This window comes from Bradyrhizobium sp. SK17, assembly GCF_002831585.1.
Classification (GTDB): Bacteria; Pseudomonadota; Alphaproteobacteria; order Rhizobiales; family Xanthobacteraceae; genus Bradyrhizobium.
In genome coordinates this window covers 5,717,706-5,738,190 of the sequence record NZ_CP025113.1, presented here as the reverse complement: position 1 = coordinate 5,738,190, position 20,485 = coordinate 5,717,706, and the positions used below count along the sequence as shown (strand labels likewise).

Genomic DNA, 20,485 nt, shown 5'->3' with positions numbered 1-20,485 from the left:
GCGCCTCGATTTAGCCGAAACGGAAATCGCTCAGGCTGCGTCATTTCGCTCCACGCGGACCACGAAGACGAGCCATGCAATTCATTGGCCGCAAACTTATTTACTTACCTGATCTACTAAACTATATAACCCGCAGCCAACACATTGAATGATGGCTCTTAGCTTGCTGCTAAGCCTCCCAAACCTCCGGCAATGCCCTGCCGGAGGTTTTTGATTCATGGGCGGCCGGTCGTGACGATCGCGGTCCGCTACCAACCGCATAGGCCGCAAGCAGGGTCACGTGGTCTTGCCGATTCGACGTCGTCAAGATTTGACGGAATCGATCCGCAGTGCATTCTCGCCATCCATGGGACGCTTCAAGAACAGCCGTCTGGCTCGGATGAGCAGCGGCCATTACTGCTTGATACGGGATCTCGGGCTGGTGAAGGGCGGCAAGGGATTGCGGCACCATGAAGTGTTGATCGACTTCTCCTGGCGTGGCCTGCTCAAGCTGGTGTTGAGCGCCGGGACTTCCGTCCTGCGGCGACGCGCGCCGGTGCACATCGAGACCGCCGAATAGCGCGCGGTCACTGCTCAAGATCATCTTTGCGACCTGCGCCCGATCGAGTGCGATCGTCGCCACGTCGATGTATTCGGCGAACAAGACGTTCGCGTCGATCGTCGCCTCCACACCGGATTGTTCGCGACGTGGAATGATCTCGCCGCGATGCGGGCTGCCTCGATCCGCTGCGTGTAACGTGGTTGCGCGCAAGAGGCGGGCGCCGTTGCCCGGCGATGAATCGGTGATGTAGAGTGCTGTTGCCAAGCGTTGGGACAGCGATCCGCGTTCCAATAGAAACAAAGAAGAAGCAGGGAAGGAACGGATCTCAGATGAAGGATTTCGCCGGAAAGATTGCCGTCATCACCGGTGGCGGCACGGGCATGGGGCGCGAGCTCGCGCGGCAGCTCGTCGCCGAGGGATGCAATGTCGCGATGTGCGACGTCTCGATGGAAGCGATGGCCGAGACCAAGCGGCTCTGCGAGGTCGAGAAGCTGCCGCAGGGCCTGCGCATCACCACCCATGTCGCCGACGTCTCGATCGAGGACCACTACAAGCGCTTTCGCGACGAGCTGATCGAGCAGCAGGCGACCGACAAGATCCATCTGCTGTTCAACAATGCCGGCATCGGTGGCGGCGGCAGCTTGTTCACCAACACCCGCGAGCAGTGGGAGCGCACGTTCAACATCTGCTGGGGCGGCGTCTATCTCGGCGTCCGCACCTTCCTGCCGCTGCTGGTGAAGGCCGACGAGGCGCACATCGTCAACACGTCGAGCGTCAACGGCTTCTGGGCCTCGGTCGGCCTCGGCGTGTCGCACACCGCCTACAGCGCCGCGAAATTCGCCGTGAAGGGATTCACCGAGGCGATGATCAACGATCTCCGCCTCAATGCACCGCATGTCAAATGCTCGGTCGTGATGCCCGGTCACATCGGCACCTCGATCGTGTCGAACTCGCGCAAGGTGCAAAACGGTTCCGATCAACTCAATCCCGACGAGCTCAAACAAGTGCGTCAGCGGCTGCAAGGGCAGGGCATCGACGTCGCCAAGATGTCGGATGCCGACATCCAGCAGCTCGCGCTCGACCGCGCCCGCATCTTCCACGACGAGGCACCGACCACGGCGGCGGCCGCCGCCAAGATCATCCTCGACGGCGTCAAGGCCGATCGCTGGCGTATCCTGGTCGGCGACGACGCGCATATGCTCGACGAGCGCGTACGCAAGACGCCGGAGCAGGCCTATACGCCGGAGTTTTATCAAGACCTGGTGGCGGCGACCGGCTGGAAGGTCGGCTGATCAATGCATCGGTTCCGACAGAGGTCAGAACCGATGCGCGTCCTGCCCGAGGCCCTACCCGCGCATTGCGCGCTGGCGCGATCCGGACTGATAAGCGAGGCGGTAATGCCCGGAGCAATAGGGCATGCCGCCGAGCGGCGTGTTGCCGCAAAAGCAGAAATCGTCGGCGCCCGGGGTGCTGATCGGCCAGCGGCAGCGCTGCTCGCTCAGCTCGAACAGCGAGCAGCTGTTGGCACTGACGACAGGCGCATCCTCGGGTTCCTGTTCGTAGACTGCCTGGAGTAGCTGGAGCTGCTGCTTCGCGGTCGCCCGTTGCGCGGCGTGCGCTGCGGATTTCTTTCGCCTTGCCCGGCGCTCGTCCGGTGTGGTGCGCGTCAGGTTGAGCCGCGACAGCTTGCCGATGACCGCATTGCGGCTGACGCCGATGCTGTTGGCGATGTCGCGGCAGGAGAGCCCGGCCTCGAAGTAGATCTTGAGCTGGTCGATGCGCTCGGGCGTCCAGGTTGGTTGGAGAGTCGGTTCGTTGGCAATCATCTGACGGTTCCACGTTCTGTGTTTTGAACCGCCGCGCCGGCATACCCTGTCTCAGGGCGTGCGGCCGTTGTCGCGGATTGCAAGCAACCCGTCCTTGATGGCGAGTCGAATGCCTTCCTCGATCAGTGTCCGTGCAACGCCCGGGACGCTCGTGCCGTGGGTGCCCTGTCTCACCAGCTTCTCGAGATATCCGATGGTCGAGAGCGCCAATGTGACCGGGACGCGGTCGGTTTCGGCCTTTTCCGTAGCCATGAGGAAACGCTTAACCCTGAACGCTTGTACTGAAAAGTATCTATTTAGAGTCTATTTAGGAGTAAGGCGGTTCGTCAAGTCGCCGACCGCAAAATGCGAACGCCGCGCCAGAGGTTAATTTCGGCGCGGCGTGACGTTGATATTTTCTAATTATATGAATGAGTTACGTGCGTAATTCGACCTTGACCGGGAACTTCTTGAGAAGTCGCTCAGCAGTTTCCGCCTTGTCCGGAGGTGCACTCACACTCAGGTACAGCCCGCGGGACGGGTCGGTGATGGCGTCGACGCTGACGTCACCCGATAGCCCTTCCAGTGCCAACAGCTCGCGCGCGGCCTCGCCGGCGGCGATCTCGCGCAGCTTGGGCTTGAAGATCTTGCCGACTGGCGTGACCGGCATTTCCGCAATCACCGATACCACACGCGGCCGCGCCGGCGGCTCGAGGATATTGTCCTGCACGAAGGCGGCGAGGGCCTGCGGATCGATATGCGCGCCGGGCTGTGCCGAGACGAACAGCATCGGCACTTCGCCCGCATAGCTGTCGGGACGTCCGACCGCCGCAGCCAGCGCCACGCCCGGGAACGCGAGCGCGGCATCCTCGATCGCGCGCGGGTCGATGTTGTGCCCGCCGCGGATGATGACATCCTTGGCGCGGCCCATGATGTAGACGAAGCCGTCGGCGTCGATCCGGCAGATATCGCCGGTGCGCAGCCAGCCGTCGCGGAAAGCTTCTTCGGTCTGCTTCTTGTCGACATAGCCGGCGAACACTTGCGGCCCTCTGGTCAGGAGTTCGCCGACCGGCGAGGGCCATGGCCCGGTGTGCAGTCTGCCGCCGTCCAGGATCGCGAGCTCGACCAGCGGATTGCGGGTGCCGACGCTCTCGGCGCGCGGTTTCACGCCGTGCACGTCGTGGGTGATGGCGCCGGCGAGCTCGGTCATGCCGTAGAGCTGCTGGATGCAGGGACCGCCCCAGGTCGCAAGATAGCGCCGCTCGATCTCCGGTGGGCAGATCGAAGCCCCGGTGGCGGTGACGCGCAGGGTCGAGATGTCGCTGTCTCCGACCGGAATATCGGCCAGCGCCCCGAGGATGGTCGGCACGTTGCCGGCGATGTTGATGCGGTATTGCTCGATGATCTGCCAGAAGTTCCGGACCAGCGCCGGATCGCGTGCGCCGGCGGGACCGGGGATCACCATCGTGGTGCCGGCGGACAGACAATTGGCCGAGGTGCAGAACAGGCCGCCGACGTGGAACAGCGGCATCGTGATCATTGCGCGCTCGCCGCGATGGAAGTCGAGCGCCATCCGCGAGGACACGGTGGAAGCGACCATCGCGCGGTTGGTGAGCCGCGCCACCTTGGGATGGCCGGTGGTGCCGCCGGTCGGCAGCATTACCGCGACGCGGTCAGCCTCGCTCATGTCCGTGGACTTGCCGTAGTCGTCGCGCCACGCCGGATCGGGCCGCAGCACCTCGCCGTCGAACGACATCGTGCCGTCGAGCGGCACGATCACGATGCGCTTGAGCGACGGCACCTCGCGCTGCAAGCCTTCGATCCTCTCATAGAGCCCGCCCGGCATGCCCGGCGGCGGCGCCAGCAGCAGTTTTGCTTTGATGGCATTGAGCTGGGCGACGATCGCTTCGCGCGTGAACAGCAGATTGAGCGGCTCGGCAACGCCGCAGGCAGCCGCGCCGAAGATCGCAACGATGCTTGCGGGACAGGCCGGCACCAGGATCGCGACCGCATCGTCCTTGCCGATGCCCTGGCTGCGGAAGTAGTTTTCGGCCGCCTTGACATAGCCCATCAGCTGATCGTTCGAGATCACGACCGGGCTGGGATCGAGCGGCGAGCGCAGATAGATCGCGGCTTCAGCCTCCGGCGCGCCCTGCGGGCCGCGGGCGATGAGATCGAGGATGCGCGGGCAGGCGGCAAGCGTCGCCTGCATCTCCTTGTCGCGCGCGGCCTCGTCGGCCGGTGAGAGCCTGTCCTTCAGCATATCCATCCCCGTCCATTTTTGTTCGTTGGGAGGGGGATTGTATCGAGCCGCGCGCGCGGAGCACAAGTGCGGCTATCGACCGCGTTTCAGCCGTGGACGACCGATTTGGCGATCATGCAGTGGATGCCCTTGGAGCCGTTGACCGTCTGCGTCACCCGCAGGTCGGCGGCCAGGCTGCACAGCGTGTAGGCGTCCTCGCGGGACAGATTGCGCTTCTCGCCGAGCAGCACGATCATGTCGCGCAGCGCCCGCACCACACACTGGTCGAGATCGGGATCCATCGCCATCGTCATGTAATGGTCGGCGGTCTCGGCGCGCGGGTAGGCGAGCTTGAGATCCTTGCGCAAGGTGAGGCGGAAGCGGCCGGTCAGCGCGGTCTCGATCGCGGTGACGCAGACTTCGCCGTCGCCCTGTACGCCATGGCCATCGCCGCAGGAGAACAGCGCGCCCGGCACGAACACCGGCAGATAGAGCTTGGCGCCGGCGCCGAGTTCCTTGTTGTCGAGATTGCCGCCCATCGCGCGCGGGACCAGCGAGGAGATGCGGCCCCAGGCCGGCGGCGGCGAGACGCCCATTACGCCGAAGAACGGCTTCAGCGGCAGATCGAGTCCCCAGGGCATGCGGCCGACCATGCGCGCGCGATCGAGCGGGATGTTGAGGATGCGGGTCTCGTGGAAATCGTCGGGCAGCGTGCCGGACAGCGGCTTGATCAGATTGTAGCCCCAGTCCTGGCGAAGCTGGACGTCGAGGATGTCGACCTCGAGCACGTCGCCGGGCTCGGCGCCGTCAACTGCGATCGGGCCGGTCAGGATGTGCCCCGGCACCATCCGCTCGCTCTCGGCATGGATGTCGTCGAGCTCGGGCGGGACGTGGAATTTGCTTCGATCGGGTACCACATCGGCGCCGCCGCTGACGGTCTCGATCGTGACCTCGTCGCCGCTCGCGACCGTGAGCACCGGCTTCAGCTTGGCTTCGAAAAAGCCCCAATGGCAGGTATCGGGACTGGATTTCAGGTGATGATGGGTCATGTGACGGCTTTTGATTGGTTTCCCAGCAGCGTATGACGCTGTAGCAGAACTTCGCAGAGGCTTCCCTTGTTTTTTGTGCTCTCCAAGACGCTCGGCATCATGCTGCTGCCGATCAATTTCCTGATCGGGATCGGTGTGATCGGCGCCGTGCTGCTGCTGACACGGTTTGCGCGGCTCGGCCGCGGGCTGATGGTCGCCGCGGCGCTGCTGCTCGCGATCTGCGGCTTCTCGCCGCTCGGCAATGTGCTGGTCTCGACGCTCGAGCAGCGCTTCCCGCCATGGGATGCGGCGCGCGGCGCACCCGACGGCATCATCGTGCTCGGCGGCTCGATCGATGCCGATCTGTCGGTTGCACACGGCACGCCCGTGGTGCGCAGCGCGGCTGATCGCGTCATCGCGGCGGCGGTGCTGGCGCGCAAATACCCGAACGCGCGCCTCGTGTTCACCGGCGGCAGCTCCAATTTGATCTCGAACGACGCACGCGAAGCCGACTACGCCGCCGAGATGTTCGAGAGCCTCGGGATTCCCAAATCGCGATTGACCATCGAGCGCCGCTCGCGCAACACGGTGGAGAACGCCGAGTTCTCCAGGGCGCTGGTCGATCCCAAGCCGGGCGAGCGCTGGCTGCTCGTCACCTCGGCCTTTCACATGCCGCGCTCGGTCGGGCTGTTCCGCAAGGCGGGATTCAATGTCGAGGCCTATCCGGTCGATTGGCGTGTCGGCAACGTCTTCAGTTTCGCGACGCTTGCGATCGAGGGCCTGTCGCGGACTGATCTCGGCGCGCGGGAATGGATCGGACTGGTGGCCTATCATCTGGCGGGCAAGACCGATGATCTGCTGCCGGGACCGGTGGCACGGTAGGCGCAAGGCACTTGTCGCGTCCGCCCGCCAATCCGGCTAACATCCACTCAACAGGCGGCGCCAAGCCGCCGATCACGGGAGCTTACGCATGCAGCAACAGACACCGCCGGAACAGTTCGATCTCGCCGCCATCGTCGCGGATCTGAACAGCCTGCTGCGGCTGAAGACCACGGTCATCGGCATCAAGATGTTCGCGCGCGTCGAGGAGATGGAGGCGATCCCGAAAATCCGTCGCCCGTCGGCGGTCCACACCACGGACCAGATCGTGAGCATGGCCTCGCGGCTCGGCTGGACCGTCGGCATCACCGGCGACGATCTGGTCGGCGCGCAATGCCGCGCGGTGATCGGGCTCGCGCCGCAGGACGAGAAGTGGCTCGCCGGCGAGAATTATGTGGGCGTCTGGCACGGCACCGCCGAAGACGCGCGCAAGCGCCAGGAGGCGCTCGATGTGGTGCCCTACGGCCAGTACCAGGCGATGGCGGTGAGCCCGCTGACCAGCGGCCGTCTCGATCCGCCGGACATCTGCCTCGTCTACGCGACGCCGGGCCAGATGATCATCCTGATCAATGGACTTCAGTACACCGGATACAAGAAGTTCGAGTGGGGCGTGGTCGGCGAAACCGCTTGCGCCGACTCGTGGGGGCGGGCGCTGAAAACCGGTGAGCCGAGCCTGTCGCTGCCGTGCTTCGCGGAACGCCGCTATGGCGGCGTGCCCGACGAAGAGATGCTGATGGCGCTGCCGCCGGCCTATCTGGTGAAGGCGATCGCGGGCATGAAGCAGCTCGCCAAGAACGGCCTGCGCTACCCGATCGCGCCCTATGGAATCCAGGCCGATGTGCGCGCCGGCATGGGGGTGTCCTACAAGAAATAGCGGCTGGCGTCATTGCGAGGAGCTCGCGACAAGAATTGCAAGGCAATTTTGCGCTGAAGCGACGAAGCAATCCATCGTTCCGCACACGCGGTGAAATGGATTGCTTCGCTTCGCTCGCAATGACAAAACGGGGCAATTTCGCTGTCTGGGAAACCTGATCCATGTCCTCGTCGAAACTCGATATCGTCGTCTACGGTGCGACCGGCTTCACAGGCCAGCTCGTCGCCGAATATCTCGCCGCGCATTATCGCGACGGCAGCCTGAAATGGGCGATGGCGGGGCGCAGCAAGGACAAGCTCGCCGCGGTTCGTGACGCGATCGGTGCGCCCGCCGACACGCCGCTGATCGTCGCCGATGCCGGTGACGCGGCGTCGCTGAAGGCGATGCTGGCGCAGACCAAGTCGGTCATCTCGACGGTTGGCCCGTATCAGCTCTATGGCAATGAGCTGATCACCGCCTGCGTCGACAGCGGCACCGACTATTTCGATCTCTGCGGCGAGCCGGTCTGGATGCGGCAGATGATCGACAAGCACGAGGCCGCGGCCAAGGCCAGCGGCGCGCGGATCGTGTTCTCCTGCGGTTTCGACTCGGTGCCGTTCGAGCTCGGCACGTTCTTCGTGCAGGAGGAGGCCAAGCGCGTGTTCGGCGCGCCGGCCGCGCGCGTCAAGGGACGCGTGCGCGACATGCGCGGCACGCTGTCGGGCGGCACGGCGGCGAGCGCGAAGGCAACCTTCGACGCCGTCGCCAAGGACCTCAGCCTGGTCGCGATCCTCAACAATCCGTTTGCCCTGACGCCGGGCTTCGAGGGGCCCAAGCAGCCGCGCGGCAGCAAGCCGGCCTATGAGGAGGATCTGCATTCATGGACGGCGCCGTTCATGATGGCGCTGATCAACACGCGCAACGTCCACCGCTCCAACATGCTGATGGGCTTCCCTTACGGACGCGACTTCGTCTACGACGAGATGGTCCTGACCGGTCCGGGCGAGAAGGGCGAGGCCAATGCGAAGAAGGTGATGGCGCTGAATTCGGAGAAGACCGGTCCGAGCGCGCCGAAGCCGGGCGAGGGGCCGTCAAAGGAAGAGCGCGAGAACGGCCGCTACGATCTGCTCTACCTCGCGGTCGCGCCGGACGGCCGCATGGTCCGCGCCGGCATCAAGGGCGATCGCGATCCCGGCTATGGCTCGACCTCGAAGATGATCTCGGAATGCGCGATCTGCCTGTTGCGCGACACGCCTGACGTCGCGCCCGGCTTCTGGACGCCGGGAGCGGCGATGCAGGGCAAGCTCATCAAGCGCCTGGTCGACCACGCCGGGTTGACGTTTGAGGTCGAGAAGTAGCGGCGAGCACGAGCACGGCGTGAATGGTGGGCACGGCGCTAGCGCGCCGTTGCCCACCCTACGCATTGTGCACTACGCCGCCGCCCGCGGATCATACGCGTACATGAAATCCATGCCCTTGGACGACACCGGCAGCAGCAGCTTTATCATGTGATCGCGCAGCCAGGCGCCGGTCGGGCTGAACTCGCGCTTGTTGTTGCCGTTGCGGCGGGCGATCGCCACGATCTTCTCGGCGCGCGGTCGCCGCTCGTGCTCGAAGGCCTGGAACGTGAGGCCGAGCTCCTGGCCGTCGCGCATCAGGATGCCGAGCCGCAACGCGTCCTCCAGCGCCAGCGATGCACCCTGGCCGGCATGCGGGCTGGTGGCGTGCGCGGCGTCGCCGATCAGCAGCGTGCGCTTGCGCGACCAGGTCGGCAGCGTCGCGACGTCGAGCGTATCCGTCATGATGATATTCTCGGCGGCTGCGATGATCTCGGGGATCGGCGCGTGCCAGCCGGCGTGGAAGTCGCGCAGATGCTGTCTGATCGCATCCTGGCTCTGCAACCGGTAGGCCGCCGCGGTCATGCCGCGCGAGGGCTGCGTGCTCCACCACATCGCACCCGCGTCCGGATCGGGGCTGCATAACCCGTAGCCGAAGAAGCCGCTTTGTCCGAATGTCGTCTCCACCTTCCGGCCGATCGGCAGGTGCTCGATCACCTTGCGCGGCACGAAGCCGCCGAAGCCGATCAGCCCGGTGTCGAACGGCGTCGGGCCGTCAGGGATCACATGCCGCCGCACCACAGAGTGCACGCCGTCGGCGCCGATCACGAAATCGCCCTCGGCAGTGCTGCCGTCGGCAAAATAGGCGATCACCGGCTGGTCGCCGCGGTCCTCGATCTTGACCAGCCGCTTCTCGAAGAACACCGAGACGTTGGAGGCCCAGGCCTTGTCGATCAGCGTCTCGTTCAGGGTCGCGCGGCACATGTTCACGGCGGGCTGGCCGAAGCGCTGCTGCATGTTCTGGTTGAGCGAGCCGAGCTTCTTGCCGCTCTGCGAATAGAAATCGAACGACTCGGCGATCGAGCCGTTGCGGATCAGCTCGTCGGCGAGGCCGAGCTCGGCCAGCACATGCATGCCGTTCGGTGCGATCTGCAATCCGCCGCCGATCCCGGTGGAATAGGGCCAGGCTTCATAGAGCTCGGCCTCGATGCCGGCGCGGGTCAGGAACATAGCGGTCACCGGACCGGCGATGCCGGCACCGATGATCAGAGCTTCACGGGGACGAGAGGTCATGCCTTGCTCCATGCAGCCGTGTGAGATAGGAAAGATCAGTAGCTGATTATCTTAGTTAATAAGATAGTTGGCAAGTAAGATATGGGAGCTGCTTTGTCAACTGCGAAATCGCGCGACGCGCTGGTGCAGGAACTCGAGGAGGCGATGCGCCGGTCATCCGCGCAGGGCGTGATGTTCGGCCAAGCCGTTGCAAACATGGCCGGAATTTCCAATTCCGACATGGAATGCATGGACATTCTTCAGCTCGAAGGGCGGGTGACCGCGGGGCGTCTCGCCGAAGTGACCGGACTGACCACCGGCGCGATCACCGGCGTGGTCGATCGCCTGGAAAAGGCGGGTTACGTGCGCCGCGAGCGCGACGAGAGCGACCGCCGCAAGGTCTTCATCTCGGTGGTGGAGGAAAAGGCGGTGGAGATCGGCAAGTTCTACGTGCCGATGCAGCAGGCGATGCTCAAGGTGTGGAGCAGATACACCGACGACGAACTGCGTTTGCTGCTGCGCTTTGCCAATGATGGCTACAAGGGCGTCCTGGAAGCGACCGAGGCATTGAAGGCGGTGATCGACACGCCGCCCGAGCAGCGCGCCAATCTCAAGCTGCCGCCGAAGTCTCGTCGCTGATCTCGGCCGACCTCGCGCGATAGCGCTCGGCCGCCGCATACATGCCCCACATCGTGCCCAGCATCATCCAGAAGTGCCGCCAATGGTCGGTGTCGATGATGAAGCTCTCGCCGACGAAGCCAAGGAATGCCGAGAACACCGCGAGATAGCCGCGCTGCCACGGCACCCGCGTGTACACGAAGCGGAACCCGATGATCGCGGTGACGAACACCAGCGCCGGATAGCAGACCCCCGAGATCCAGCCGCCCGACATGAAGGCGTTGAGGTAGGAGTTGTGGGTGTCCTCGGGGAAGTAGGTGTGGAATTGCAGCGGCCCGATGCCGAACGGCAATTCCAGCGCCATCTGGGCGCCGAGGATGTGGCGGCCGAAGCGGCCGAAGCGGCCTTCGTCGTAGCTCTGGTCGAAGCTCGCGCGCTGCTTGAACATGTCGGCGACCGAGCCGATCGAGAGCAGCACCGCGATCAGCGCAACCGCCAGGATCGCGGCGATCAGCGTCATCACGATGATGCGCGAGCGCTGCGCCTGCGAGCGGCTTGTGAACACCATCAGCGCCAGCATGAAGGCCGCGGTGATCAAGAGGCCACCCCAGGCGGCCCGGGAGAACGACAGCAGGATCGCCAGCGAGATGATGCCGAAGGCAATGGCGTTGCGGAACGCCTTGCCGAACCGGTCGGAGACGACGCTCTGCAACGTGAACAGCGCCGGCAGGATCAGGAACGCACCGAGCACGTTCGGATCCTTGAAGGTGCCGCGGGCGCGATCATACAACGTCAGCAGATCGTAGCCGCCCGGCACCAGATGGAAGTAGCCGGCGATGCCCGCGAGCGAGGCGATCATCGCACCGACGATCAGGCCGCGGCGCAGCATGTCCAGGCGTGCTTCGGTATCCTCCGACATCACCATCGCGAACAGGATGACGGTGACGGCCATGTACCAGGAGGTGAGAACCCAGTTCACCACTTCCGGCTTGTCGAGGAACGGTACCGCGCCGATGCTGTAGCCGACATTGAGCACGGTCAGCGTGAACAGCAGCGGCATGAATACCAGCTGCATGCGCAGGCCGGTGGCGAAGAACAGCACGCAGGCGGTCAGCGTGACCAGCTCGTACGGGCTCGGCTCGATGAAGACGATGGCCATCGACGCCCCGGCCAGCCACACCAGCGCCCGTTGCAGCGCCAGTACGCCTGACGGCGCCGTGGTGGGCAAATGGGACGTTCCGGCTGTCGCCGCATAGGCCATCGGATACTCACGCAACGCGGTACAAACACTGGCTCCGTCGCCCCGTCATTGCGAGGAGCGAAACGACGCAGCAATCCACCTATCCTCGAGCTGCGACATCGATTGCCTCGCTACGCTCGCACTGAAGGCAGTCAGTCTCGAATCTCAGTACGCGTTCTCGTTCTTGGTCAGCAGCGAGAACGGCGTCTTGAGCAGAATGTAGAAGTCGAACAGCACCGACCAATTCTCGATGTAGTACAGATCGTATTCGACGCGCTTCTGGATCTTCTCGTCGGTGTCGACCTCGCCGCGCCAGCCGTTGATCTGCGCCCAGCCGGTGATGCCGGGCTTGACGCGGTGGCGCGCGAAGTAGCCGTCGACCGCCTCGTCGAACAGTTGATTTTGCAGCTTGCTCTGCACGGCGTGCGGACGCGGGCCGACGAGGGACAGGTTGCCCTTCAGTACGACATTGAGCAACTGCGGCAACTCGTCGAGCGAGGTTTTGCGGATGAAGCGGCCGACGCGGGTGACGCGCGGATCGTTCTTGGTCACGACCTTGGCGGCCGTGGGATCGGCTTGATGATGGTACAGCGAGCGAAACTTGTAGACGTCGATCCGCTCATTGTTGAAGCCGAAACGCTTCTGCCGAAACAGCACCGGGCCCGGGCTGTCGAGCTTCACCGCGAGCGCCACCAGCCCCATCACCGGCAGCGCGGCGATCAGCGCCAGGCCGCCGACCACGCGGTCGAACAGCCATTTCAACACCAGGTCCCAGTCGGTGATCGGCGCCTCGAAGACGTCGAGGGTCGGGACGCTGCCGATATAGGAGTAGGAGCGGGGGCGGAAGCGCAGCTTGTTGGTATGCGCCGACAACCGGATGTCGACCGGCAGCACCCAGAGCTTCTTCAGCATTTCCAGGATGCGGGTCTCCGCCGAGATCGGCAGCGCGAACAGCACGAGGTCGATGCGGGTGCGGCGGGCAAACTCGATGATGTCGTCGACCTTGCCGAGCTTCGGCGATCCGGCGCAGGTGTCCATGGCGCGGCTGTCATTGCGGTCGTCGAACACGCCGAGTACGTGGATGTCGGAATCATCCTCGGCGTTCAGTGCCTCGATGAGCTGCTCGCCGTTCTGGTCGGCGCCGACGATGATGGTGCGGCGGTCGAGCCGGCCGTCATGCGCCCAGGCGCGCACCATCGATCGCAGCAGCAGCCGCTCGATGATCAGGACGGCGAGGCCGACGCAGAAGAACGACGACAGCCAGACGCGCGACACCTCGCCGCCGAGTTTGGCCAGGAAGGAAGCGCCGATGAACAGCAGGAACACGAATGTCCAGGACGAGATCATCCGCGTCATCTGGCGGAGCTGGCCGCGGAACACCTGCACCTGGTAGATGTCGGCCGCCTGGAAGCAGACCACGGCCGCGGCCGACATGCCGAGGATCGAGACGATGTATCCCCAGTGGATGCCGGTGAGCGGGTGGACATAGGCAAAGTAAAGTCCGACGCCGACGAGGCTGAGCAGCACGAAATCGGCCAGGCGGACCACGCCGGCGATCACGACCGGCGAATAGGCGCTGCGAACCTTCTGGTTGGCGACGGCGAGCGCGGCGGGCGACAGGCGCCGGCGCCGTTCGACCTGCGGCTGGGCGGCCGTTGCAGACGCAGCGGCATCCAGCATCGAGCGTGCGTTAAACGGTTCCACGTTTCCACGTCCATTCCTGCGCTTGCAGATGGGCATCCGCGCGCAGCAGTGAAATTCCCCTGGACGTGACTTAAGGGAACAAATCAGAAGAAACGGTTACGAGAGCAAGGAATGGTTAACGTTTGGCAAACGCGTCGCGATAGCCCGCCAGCACGCCCTCGACCATCGCGCTCTGTGAGAAATGTTCGGATATCCGCTCGCGCAATCTCGCTGCGCGCGCCGCGGTCGCGGCGGGGTTGTCGAGCGCTGTCTTGATCGCGTCGGCCATGGCGGCGACATTGCTGGGCGCGAACAGGGCGTCGGTGTGGGTGTCGAAGATTTCCGGGATGCCGCCGACATTGGCGGCGATCATCGGAACGCCGGCGGCAGCCGCCTCGATCACCACGTAAGGCATCGAATCGCCGCGCGAGGGAACGACCAGCAGGCTGCCCTTGGAGAAGCCGTAGCGTGCCTTGACGTGACCGATGAAGCGCACGGCGTCGCCGAGCGACAGCCGCTTCACCTGTTCCTTGAGCCGCTCGAATTCCTCGCCGTCGCCGCCGAGCGTCAGCGTCACAGGTTTGCCGTCGGCGTGCAGCCTCGCAACCGCATCGATCAGGAGGTCGGCGCCCTTGATGCGCCGGAACTCGCCGACATAAACCACGTCGGTGGCATCGTCCGCCCTGGTGATCGGCTCGAATTCCTCCGACGTGACGCCGTTGAAGACGCAGCGCACGAGGCCCGCGGGCTTGCCCACGGTGCGCTGATAGGTGTCGCGCGCGAACGCGCTCTCGAACAGGAACAGGTCGGTGCTGTTCATCAGCGTGCGCTCGAGCTGGCTGTAGAAGCGCCCCTTCAGAGTGTCGAGCGGATAGTGCAGCGAGCCGCCATGCGGGGTGTAGACCCGGATCACCTTGTTCGACCGCCGGCGCAGCCGGACATAGGCGCCGGCCTTGGCGCCATGGCCGTGCACGACGTCGGGTTTCAGTTGCCGGATCAGGCCGGCGATCTGAGCCCAGACCGCGAAGTCGGCAAAGCGCGGCTCGCGGCGGATCGCCACGCGGCGGACGCCGAGCTTCAGGCGCGGCTCGATCTCGGCCAGCACCGCATCGGCACGCGCACCGCCGGTCAGGCTGTCAGCGACGATGCCGACATGATGGCCGCGTTCGATCTGGCCGTTGGCGACATCGAGGATGTGACGAATGATGCCGCCGACCGGGGCGCGGACGACATGCAGGATGCGCAGCGGCTGGTCCTGATTTTGATCCTGCGCCATCGATCAGAACCAGCGCTCGCCGACGAATACGGTGTCACCGGGCCCGATCGGCGTGCCGAGCGGCGCGACAAAGCGGCCTGCGCCCGACGCGTCGGTGTGGGTGACCGTGACGGCATCGCGCCTGGCGCGCGGCGAGAAGCCGCCGGCGATCGCCACGGCGCTCTCGACCGTCATGTTGGGCACGTAGGGATACTGGCCGGGAGCCTGCACTTCGCCAAGGATGAAGAAGGGACGGTAGGATTCGATCTCGACGGCAACCGAAGGCTCGCGGATGAAGCCTTTTCGTAGGCGTGCTGAGATCTCGGCGGCGAGCCCGGCCGGGGTGCGGCCGCGTGCCGGCACCGAACCGATCAGTGGCATGGTGATCGTGCCGGCGGCGTCGATCGCATAGGAGTTGGTCAGGCCTTCCTGGCCATAGACCACGACGCGGAGCTTGTCGCCGGGGCCGAGATTGTAGGCCTCGCGCGGCGGCGCCGGCTCGGCATAGGCCACCGGCACGGCAAAGGGCTGGCCAAACGAGTCGGGACCTGGGTCGCCGGCGACCGGCGAGGTCCGGCCCATGCAGCCCGACAGCGCGAGCGCAGCAATCAGACAAACAATGGGAGCGCGCAGGTCGCGCATGTCAGGAATCCCGAGACAATATCGGCTCCGATTAACGACACTCATGGTTAATAAAGGATGAGGGGCAGGTGGTTGCGGCGCTATCCGTCAACCGGGCCGATTAACCCGGCAGCAACCTTAATGGACTGTAATCGCCCGCATTGAGGTGGAATCGCGGCGTCCGCGGGAGTTCGTTATGCGTTTTGAATTCTGGCGTCGAGGCAAGGAAAAGGCTGTCGTGCAGCGGGCGCTGCCGAAGTCCGCGCCCGCTGCCGACCCGGCTGTTGTGCAGCCGGCATTGCCGATATCGATGCCCGACCGGCCGGCGCGCCCATCCGAGGCGGCCGATCTCGACTTGCACGTGCTCGGCCGCGCGCTGGCGCGCAAGCGCGGCTGGATCATCGTGCCGACCGTGCTCGTGTTCGCGTTGTCGCTTGCCGCCGTCAATGTCGTGACGCCGCGCTACAAGTCCGAAGCGCGAATCCTGATCGATAATCGCGAGAACGCCTTCCTTCGCCCGAACGGCGAGCGCGACCTCGAGCGCACCTCGCTCGATGCCGAGGCTGTCACCAGCCAGGTGCAACTGGTGATGTCCCGTGATCTCGCGCGCGACATCATCAAGAAGAACAAGCTCGCCGAGCGTCCGGAGTTCGATCCGGTGCTGCGCGGCTTCTCGCCGCTGAAATCGCTGCTGGCGCTGTTCGGCATCGGCCGCGATCCGTTCAGCCTGACGCCGGAAGAGCGCGTGCTCGATGCCTATTACGAGCGCTTCCAGGCCTATGCCGTCGACAAGTCGCGCGTCATCGTGGTGGAATTCCAGTCGCAAGATCCCGAGCTCGCCGCGCGTGTCGCCAACTCGATCGCCGACGGCTATCTGGTTTTGCAGCAGGCCGCGCGGCAGGACCAGGCCAAGTCCGCCAGCACCTGGCTGCTCGGCGAGATCGACAAGCTGCGTACAAAGGTCGCGGACGCCGATTCGCGGGTCGAGGAATTCCGCTCGAAGTCGAGCCTGTTCGTCGGCACCAACAACATTCCGTTGTCGAACCAGCAAATGGGTGAGTTGAATACGCAGCTCAACAACGCTCGTGCGCTGAAAGCCGACGCCGAGACCAAGGCGCGGCTGATCCGCGAGATGCTTCAGAGCGGCAAGCCGATCGAGGCTTCGGAAGTGCTCAACTCCGAGCTGATCCGCCGCATGGCCGAGCAGCGCGGCACGTTGCGTGCGCAGCTCGCCGAGCAGTCGTCGACGCTGCTCGACAACCATCCGCGCATCAAGGAATTGAAGGCGCAGATCGCCGACCTCGACCGGCAATTGCGCGAAGAGGCCGGCAAGATCTCGCGCTCGCTCGACAATGATGCAAGGGTCGCCGATGGTCGCGTCCAGGCACTGCAGGCGAGCCTCGACCAGTCGAAGAAGCAGGCCTCGTCGAGTAACAGCCAGGACGTGCAACTGCGCGGGCTGGAGCGAGAGGCCAAGGCGCAGCGTGACCTGCTCGAAGCCTATCTGGCGAAGTACCGCGAAGCGACTGCGCGCGAGAACATCGAAGCCGCGCCGACCGATGGCCGCATCATCTCGCGCGCCACGGTGTCGAACACGCCGGCCTATCCGAAGAAGCTGCCGATCGTGCTGATCGCGACGCTCGCAACGCTGCTGCTGTCAGCCGGCATCATCATCACCGGCGAACTGTTGCGCATCTCGGCGCCCGGCGCGGTGGGCCGTGCCTTCGCGCCGGCGACTGCCGTGATCAGGCGCCGCGAGCCGGTCATGGAGGCCGCAACCGTGGAGGCGCCGGCGCTGGCGCCGACACTGCCGCCTGAACCCGAGTTCGCATCATCGGTCGCGTCGGCACTGCCGCCGGAGCCCGAGTTGCCGCTGGAGCCGGCGTTCGCACCTGAGCCAGTCATGAACGAGCCGGAGCCCGTGCTGGCCCGGACCGTCGACGAGATCGATGTGCTCGCCGAGCGCCTCGTCGCAGCGGGTCCCGCCGCCCACAAGGTCACGGTGCTCGGTCCGGCTGCGGCCGAGAGCGTGACGCTGACCACGCTGACGCTGGCGCGTCTGATGGCGCGGCAGGCCAAGGTCGTGGTGGTCGATCTGGTCGCGTCCTCGCCGGTGCTGACCTCGGCCACGGTTGATCCGGCCGCGCCGGGCCTTGCCGAATTGATGCAGGGCGAGGCGACGTTCGCGCAGATCATCACCAAGGACCGGCAGTCGCGGGTTCAGATCGTCAGCGCCGGGCGCCCGGGCTTCGATCGCTCCCACCTGCAATCGCCGCGGCTGGTCCTTGCGATCGACGCGCTGCTGCGGGTCTATGACCACGTGCTGCTCGACGCCGGCTCGGCCGTCGACCTGCCGGCCGAACTGCTGACCACGAAGGCGCAGGCCGTCGTCGTGCCGGATGCCGCCATGGCGCAGGACGCGCGCCATCAGATGGTCGATCAGCTCAGGGCCGTCGGCTTCTCCGAGGTGACGATGCTGAGCAAGCCCTGCGCGCCGTCTGAAATGGCCGCGCCGGGCCCGCGGGTCGTGGCCGCCTGAGTTGCTCTCTCAAGCCGTATCTCTTCGGAAAGCCGCTTCACAGTTTTCCGGATCATGCCTCAGTGCGCCAGCATCGGCTGGCGCATCGATCGCTCGAGCACCGGATCGATCCGCAGTTTGATCGTCACCAGCGCGCCGATCAGTCCGACGACGGCGAGCAGCAGCAGCCCCGCGGTGAAACCACCGGTCAGGTCCTTCAGATAGCCCATCGCGAACGGACCGGCGAAGCCGGAGAGATTGCCGAGCGAGTTGATCGCGGCAATGCCGGCCGCCGCCGAAGCACCGCTCAGGATGCTGGCCGGCATCGGCCAGAACATCGGCGGCACCGCCGAGACACCGATCTGCGCGATGCACAGCAGGCCGACGATCAGCACCGGGCTCGACACGAGGCCGGCAAGGCCGATGCCGACGGCGGCGAGCACCAGCGCGCCTGCAACATGGTAGCGCCGTTCGCCGGTCTTGTCGGAATGGCGACCGAGTAGCACCATGCCGATCGCGCCGAATACGAAGGGCAGGGCCGCGATCAGGCCGGTCTGGGTGTCGGTGACGCCGAACGCCTTGATGATGGTCGGCAGGAAGAAGGCAACGCCGTAGCTTGCCGCGTTCAGGCAGAAATACACCAGCGCGCAGGCGAGCACCCGCGAGTCGGTCAGTGATTGCAGCACCGAGATGTGCTCAACGGATTCCTTTCGCTCCCGCTCGAACTCGAGGGTGTTCTGAACCCACTTGATCTCGTCGGGCTCGAGCCAGGTCGCCTGGCGCGGGAAGTCCGGCAGGAAGACCAGGACCGCAAATCCGACCAGCACCGACGGCAGCGCCTCGCAGATGAACAGCCATTGCCATCCGGTCAGGCCGGCGCCGGACAGATTGAGCAGCAGGCCCGAGATCGGCGCCCCGATGATGCTCGAGATCGGGATCGCGAGCATGAACAGGCTGATGACGCGGGCGCGGTAGATCGTCGGGAACCAGAGCGTCAGATAGAAGATGATGCCGGGGAAGAAACCGGCCTCGCAGGCGCCGAGCAGCAGGCGCAGGAAGTAGAAGATCCATTCGCTCGAGAAGCCGGTTGCCGCCGACATCTGCGGGATGAAGGCGAACGCGGCCGAGACGATGCCCCAACTGATCATGATGCGGGCGATCCAGCGCCGCGCGCCGAACCGTTCCAGCAGAATGTTGGAGGGCACTTCGAAGAAGAAGTAGCCGACGAAGAACAGCCCGGCGCCGAGCCCATAGGCGGCCTCGCTGAGGCCGAGCGCCGTGTTCATGTGAAGCTTGGCGAAGCCGACATTGACGCGATCGAGATAGGCGACGAAGTAACACAGGATGAGGAACGGAATCAGCCGCCGCATCATCTTTCCGATCGCGCGCTTCTCGACATCGTCGCTCATCGTTCCCATCCTTCCTGGTTTTTCGATTTTGCTGACGGTTGTCGCGCCATCCGGGGTGGCATCTGGTACACCCGCAACGGTCCGTCGCTTGCCCTTGCAAGCCTGCTTGCAAGTCTTGCACTCATTGTCGTGTAATGAACGGCCGCGTGACTAATGGCATTTGGGAATGGAGCCACGGCGAAACTGTCATGATGCAGTGCGGTATGAGCGCGGGAACCCAGGTGATGGTCGGCCGTGATCAATAATCTGAAATTGCGCCAGTTGCGTCTGCTGGTGGCCCTCGACAGCGAGCGCAAGCTGCAACTGGCAGCCGAGCGCCTGAACATCACCCAGTCGGCGGCGTCGAAGATGCTGGCCGAGATCGAAGCCGTGGCGCGGGTTCCGCTGTTTGAACGGACGGCGCGCGGCGTCGAGCCGACGGCCTATGGCACCATCCTGATCCGTGGCGGCAGGAGCGTGCTCGCGGACCTCGACCGGGTCACCAATGAATTCGCCGGCTACAGGTCCGGTGAGCTTGGAACAGTTTCGGTCGGAACGGTCGCAAAGCCCAGCATCGATCTTGTCGTCGACGTCATGCAGTATCTCGGCGAGAAGCTGCACCGGGTGAACATTTCACTCGATGTCAGCACCAGTCCGCCGTTGATCACGCGCCTTCTCGCGCTCGAACTCGATTTCGTCGTCGCGCGAATTCCGGTCGGCGTCGATCCCGCGCAGTTTGACTATCACGAGATCGGGGCCGAGCAGGCCGGCCTGCTGGTTCGCGCCGAGCATCCGTTGGCGAATCTCGAGAACGTCAATCTGGAGGACACGGTGGACCTGCAATGGATTTCGCAGCCGCGGGAATCCTTCATGCGCCAGGCGCTCGAGCGGCTGTTCTACAGCCGGGGCATCGCGCCGCCGCAGCGCATGATCAACACCGAGTCCTTCTCCGCCTCGATCGGGATTGCGGCGGGGATCGATGCGATCGTGCCGGTACCGTTGCTGATTGTCGACCTGCTCGATCCGCAGCGCTTCAAGATGCTCCGCATCCGCGATCAGCTGATGCTCGAGAGCTACGGGCTGATCAAGCTGCGCAAGCGCGCATTGTCGCCGGCCGCGAAGCTGGTGTTCGATGCGATGATGCGGTTCGGCGTGACGAGCAGCCGGCCGCCCGCCGAAAGCGAAACGGCGTAGCGTCGCGCGCA

Annotated in this window: 18 protein-coding genes; 8 read left to right on the top strand and 10 right to left on the bottom strand. The window is 64.8% G+C overall.

The annotated features are described in order from the left end of the window. Positions 1–379 precede the first annotated feature (379 nt). A complete protein-coding gene (locus CWS35_RS40165) occupies positions 380–559 on the top strand; it encodes a hypothetical protein (RefSeq protein WP_024583393.1) in 180 nt (59 codons plus the stop codon). A 311-nt stretch (positions 560–870) separates the two neighbouring features. Further along, entirely contained in the window at positions 871–1,833 is a 963-nt protein-coding gene (locus CWS35_RS26535; protein ID WP_024583394.1) for an SDR family oxidoreductase, read from the top strand. A gap of 54 nt (positions 1,834–1,887) precedes the next feature. Here CWS35_RS26535 and CWS35_RS26530 read toward each other — a convergent pair whose 3' ends face one another. The 4 genes from CWS35_RS26530 to CWS35_RS26515 all read right to left on the bottom strand — a co-directional run bounded on the left by CWS35_RS26530 (position 1,888) and on the right by CWS35_RS26515 (position 5,637). Then, complete coding sequence (locus CWS35_RS26530; RefSeq protein ID WP_100954681.1) at positions 1,888–2,367, bottom strand: GcrA family cell cycle regulator; 480 nt, start codon at positions 2,365–2,367, stop codon at positions 1,888–1,890. Between the two features lie 51 nt (positions 2,368–2,418). Further along, positions 2,419–2,619: a hypothetical protein gene (locus CWS35_RS26525; protein WP_016844973.1), complete on the bottom strand. Its 201-nt coding sequence runs from the start codon at positions 2,617–2,619 to the stop codon at positions 2,419–2,421. Between the two features lie 163 nt (positions 2,620–2,782). Then, positions 2,783–4,609 (bottom strand): AMP-binding protein, encoded by a 1,827-nt coding sequence (locus CWS35_RS26520; RefSeq protein WP_245438674.1) that lies wholly within the window; start codon positions 4,607–4,609, stop codon positions 2,783–2,785. Positions 4,610–4,695: 86 nt separating this feature from the next. Then, positions 4,696–5,637 (bottom strand): acetamidase/formamidase family protein, encoded by a 942-nt coding sequence (locus CWS35_RS26515; RefSeq protein ID WP_100954677.1) that lies wholly within the window; start codon positions 5,635–5,637, stop codon positions 4,696–4,698. A 66-nt stretch (positions 5,638–5,703) separates the two neighbouring features. Here CWS35_RS26515 and CWS35_RS26510 point away from each other — a divergent pair, with 66 nt between their 5' ends. From CWS35_RS26510 to CWS35_RS26500, 3 genes are all read left to right on the top strand, one after another. Continuing rightward, positions 5,704–6,498: a YdcF family protein gene (locus tag CWS35_RS26510; RefSeq protein ID WP_100954675.1), complete on the top strand. Its 795-nt coding sequence runs from the start codon at positions 5,704–5,706 to the stop codon at positions 6,496–6,498. An 88-nt stretch (positions 6,499–6,586) separates the two neighbouring features. Next, a complete protein-coding gene (locus CWS35_RS26505) occupies positions 6,587–7,369 on the top strand; it encodes a DUF169 domain-containing protein (protein WP_024583399.1) in 783 nt (260 codons plus the stop codon). 161 nt (positions 7,370–7,530) lie between these two features. Continuing rightward, the gene (locus CWS35_RS26500) at positions 7,531–8,706 is read left to right on the top strand and encodes a trans-acting enoyl reductase family protein (RefSeq protein ID WP_100954673.1); all 1,176 of its coding nucleotides are present in this window, start codon (positions 7,531–7,533) and stop codon (positions 8,704–8,706) included. A 72-nt stretch (positions 8,707–8,778) separates the two neighbouring features. Here the strand turns inward: CWS35_RS26500 and CWS35_RS26495 are convergent, their stop codons facing one another. Further along, a complete protein-coding gene (locus CWS35_RS26495) occupies positions 8,779–9,978 on the bottom strand; it encodes an NAD(P)/FAD-dependent oxidoreductase (RefSeq protein WP_100956677.1) in 1,200 nt (399 codons plus the stop codon). Positions 9,979–10,122: 144 nt separating this feature from the next. On the opposite strand from CWS35_RS26495, the gene CWS35_RS26490 reads away from it, so the two are divergent. Next, on the top strand, positions 10,123–10,596 hold the full coding sequence (locus tag CWS35_RS26490; protein WP_043855760.1) for a MarR family transcriptional regulator: 474 nt from the start codon (positions 10,123–10,125) through the stop codon (positions 10,594–10,596). Here CWS35_RS26490 and CWS35_RS26485 read toward each other — a convergent pair. From CWS35_RS26485 to CWS35_RS26470, 4 genes are all read right to left on the bottom strand, one after another. Beyond that, on the bottom strand, positions 10,568–11,836 hold the full coding sequence (locus CWS35_RS26485) for an O-antigen ligase (RefSeq protein ID WP_100954671.1): 1,269 nt from the start codon (positions 11,834–11,836) through the stop codon (positions 10,568–10,570). The two genes, CWS35_RS26490 and CWS35_RS26485, sit on opposite strands and share 29 nt — an antisense overlap. Before the next feature lie 144 nt (positions 11,837–11,980). Further along, positions 11,981–13,519, bottom strand: coding sequence for an undecaprenyl-phosphate glucose phosphotransferase (locus CWS35_RS26480; RefSeq protein ID WP_024583404.1), 1,539 nt, complete (start codon positions 13,517–13,519; stop codon positions 11,981–11,983). A gap of 115 nt (positions 13,520–13,634) precedes the next feature. Next, positions 13,635–14,774: a glycosyltransferase family 4 protein gene (locus CWS35_RS26475; RefSeq protein ID WP_100954668.1), complete on the bottom strand. Its 1,140-nt coding sequence runs from the start codon at positions 14,772–14,774 to the stop codon at positions 13,635–13,637. A gap of 3 nt (positions 14,775–14,777) precedes the next feature. Then, positions 14,778–15,395, bottom strand: a complete 618-nt coding sequence (locus CWS35_RS26470) for a polysaccharide biosynthesis/export family protein (RefSeq protein WP_100954666.1) — start codon at positions 15,393–15,395, stop codon at positions 14,778–14,780. A gap of 175 nt (positions 15,396–15,570) precedes the next feature. Between CWS35_RS26470 and CWS35_RS26465 the strand changes: the two genes are divergently transcribed. Continuing rightward, the gene (locus tag CWS35_RS26465) at positions 15,571–17,913 is read left to right on the top strand and encodes an exopolysaccharide transport family protein (RefSeq protein WP_100954664.1); all 2,343 of its coding nucleotides are present in this window, start codon (positions 15,571–15,573) and stop codon (positions 17,911–17,913) included. 59 nt (positions 17,914–17,972) lie between these two features. On the opposite strand, the gene CWS35_RS26460 is transcribed toward CWS35_RS26465, so the two are convergent. Further along, a complete protein-coding gene (locus CWS35_RS26460) occupies positions 17,973–19,310 on the bottom strand; it encodes an MFS transporter (protein ID WP_100954662.1) in 1,338 nt (445 codons plus the stop codon). A gap of 225 nt (positions 19,311–19,535) precedes the next feature. On the opposite strand from CWS35_RS26460, the gene CWS35_RS26455 reads away from it, so the two are divergent. Beyond that, positions 19,536–20,474 (top strand): LysR family transcriptional regulator, encoded by a 939-nt coding sequence (locus tag CWS35_RS26455; protein WP_100954660.1) that lies wholly within the window; start codon positions 19,536–19,538, stop codon positions 20,472–20,474. The last annotated feature ends 11 nt before the right edge of the window (positions 20,475–20,485 follow it).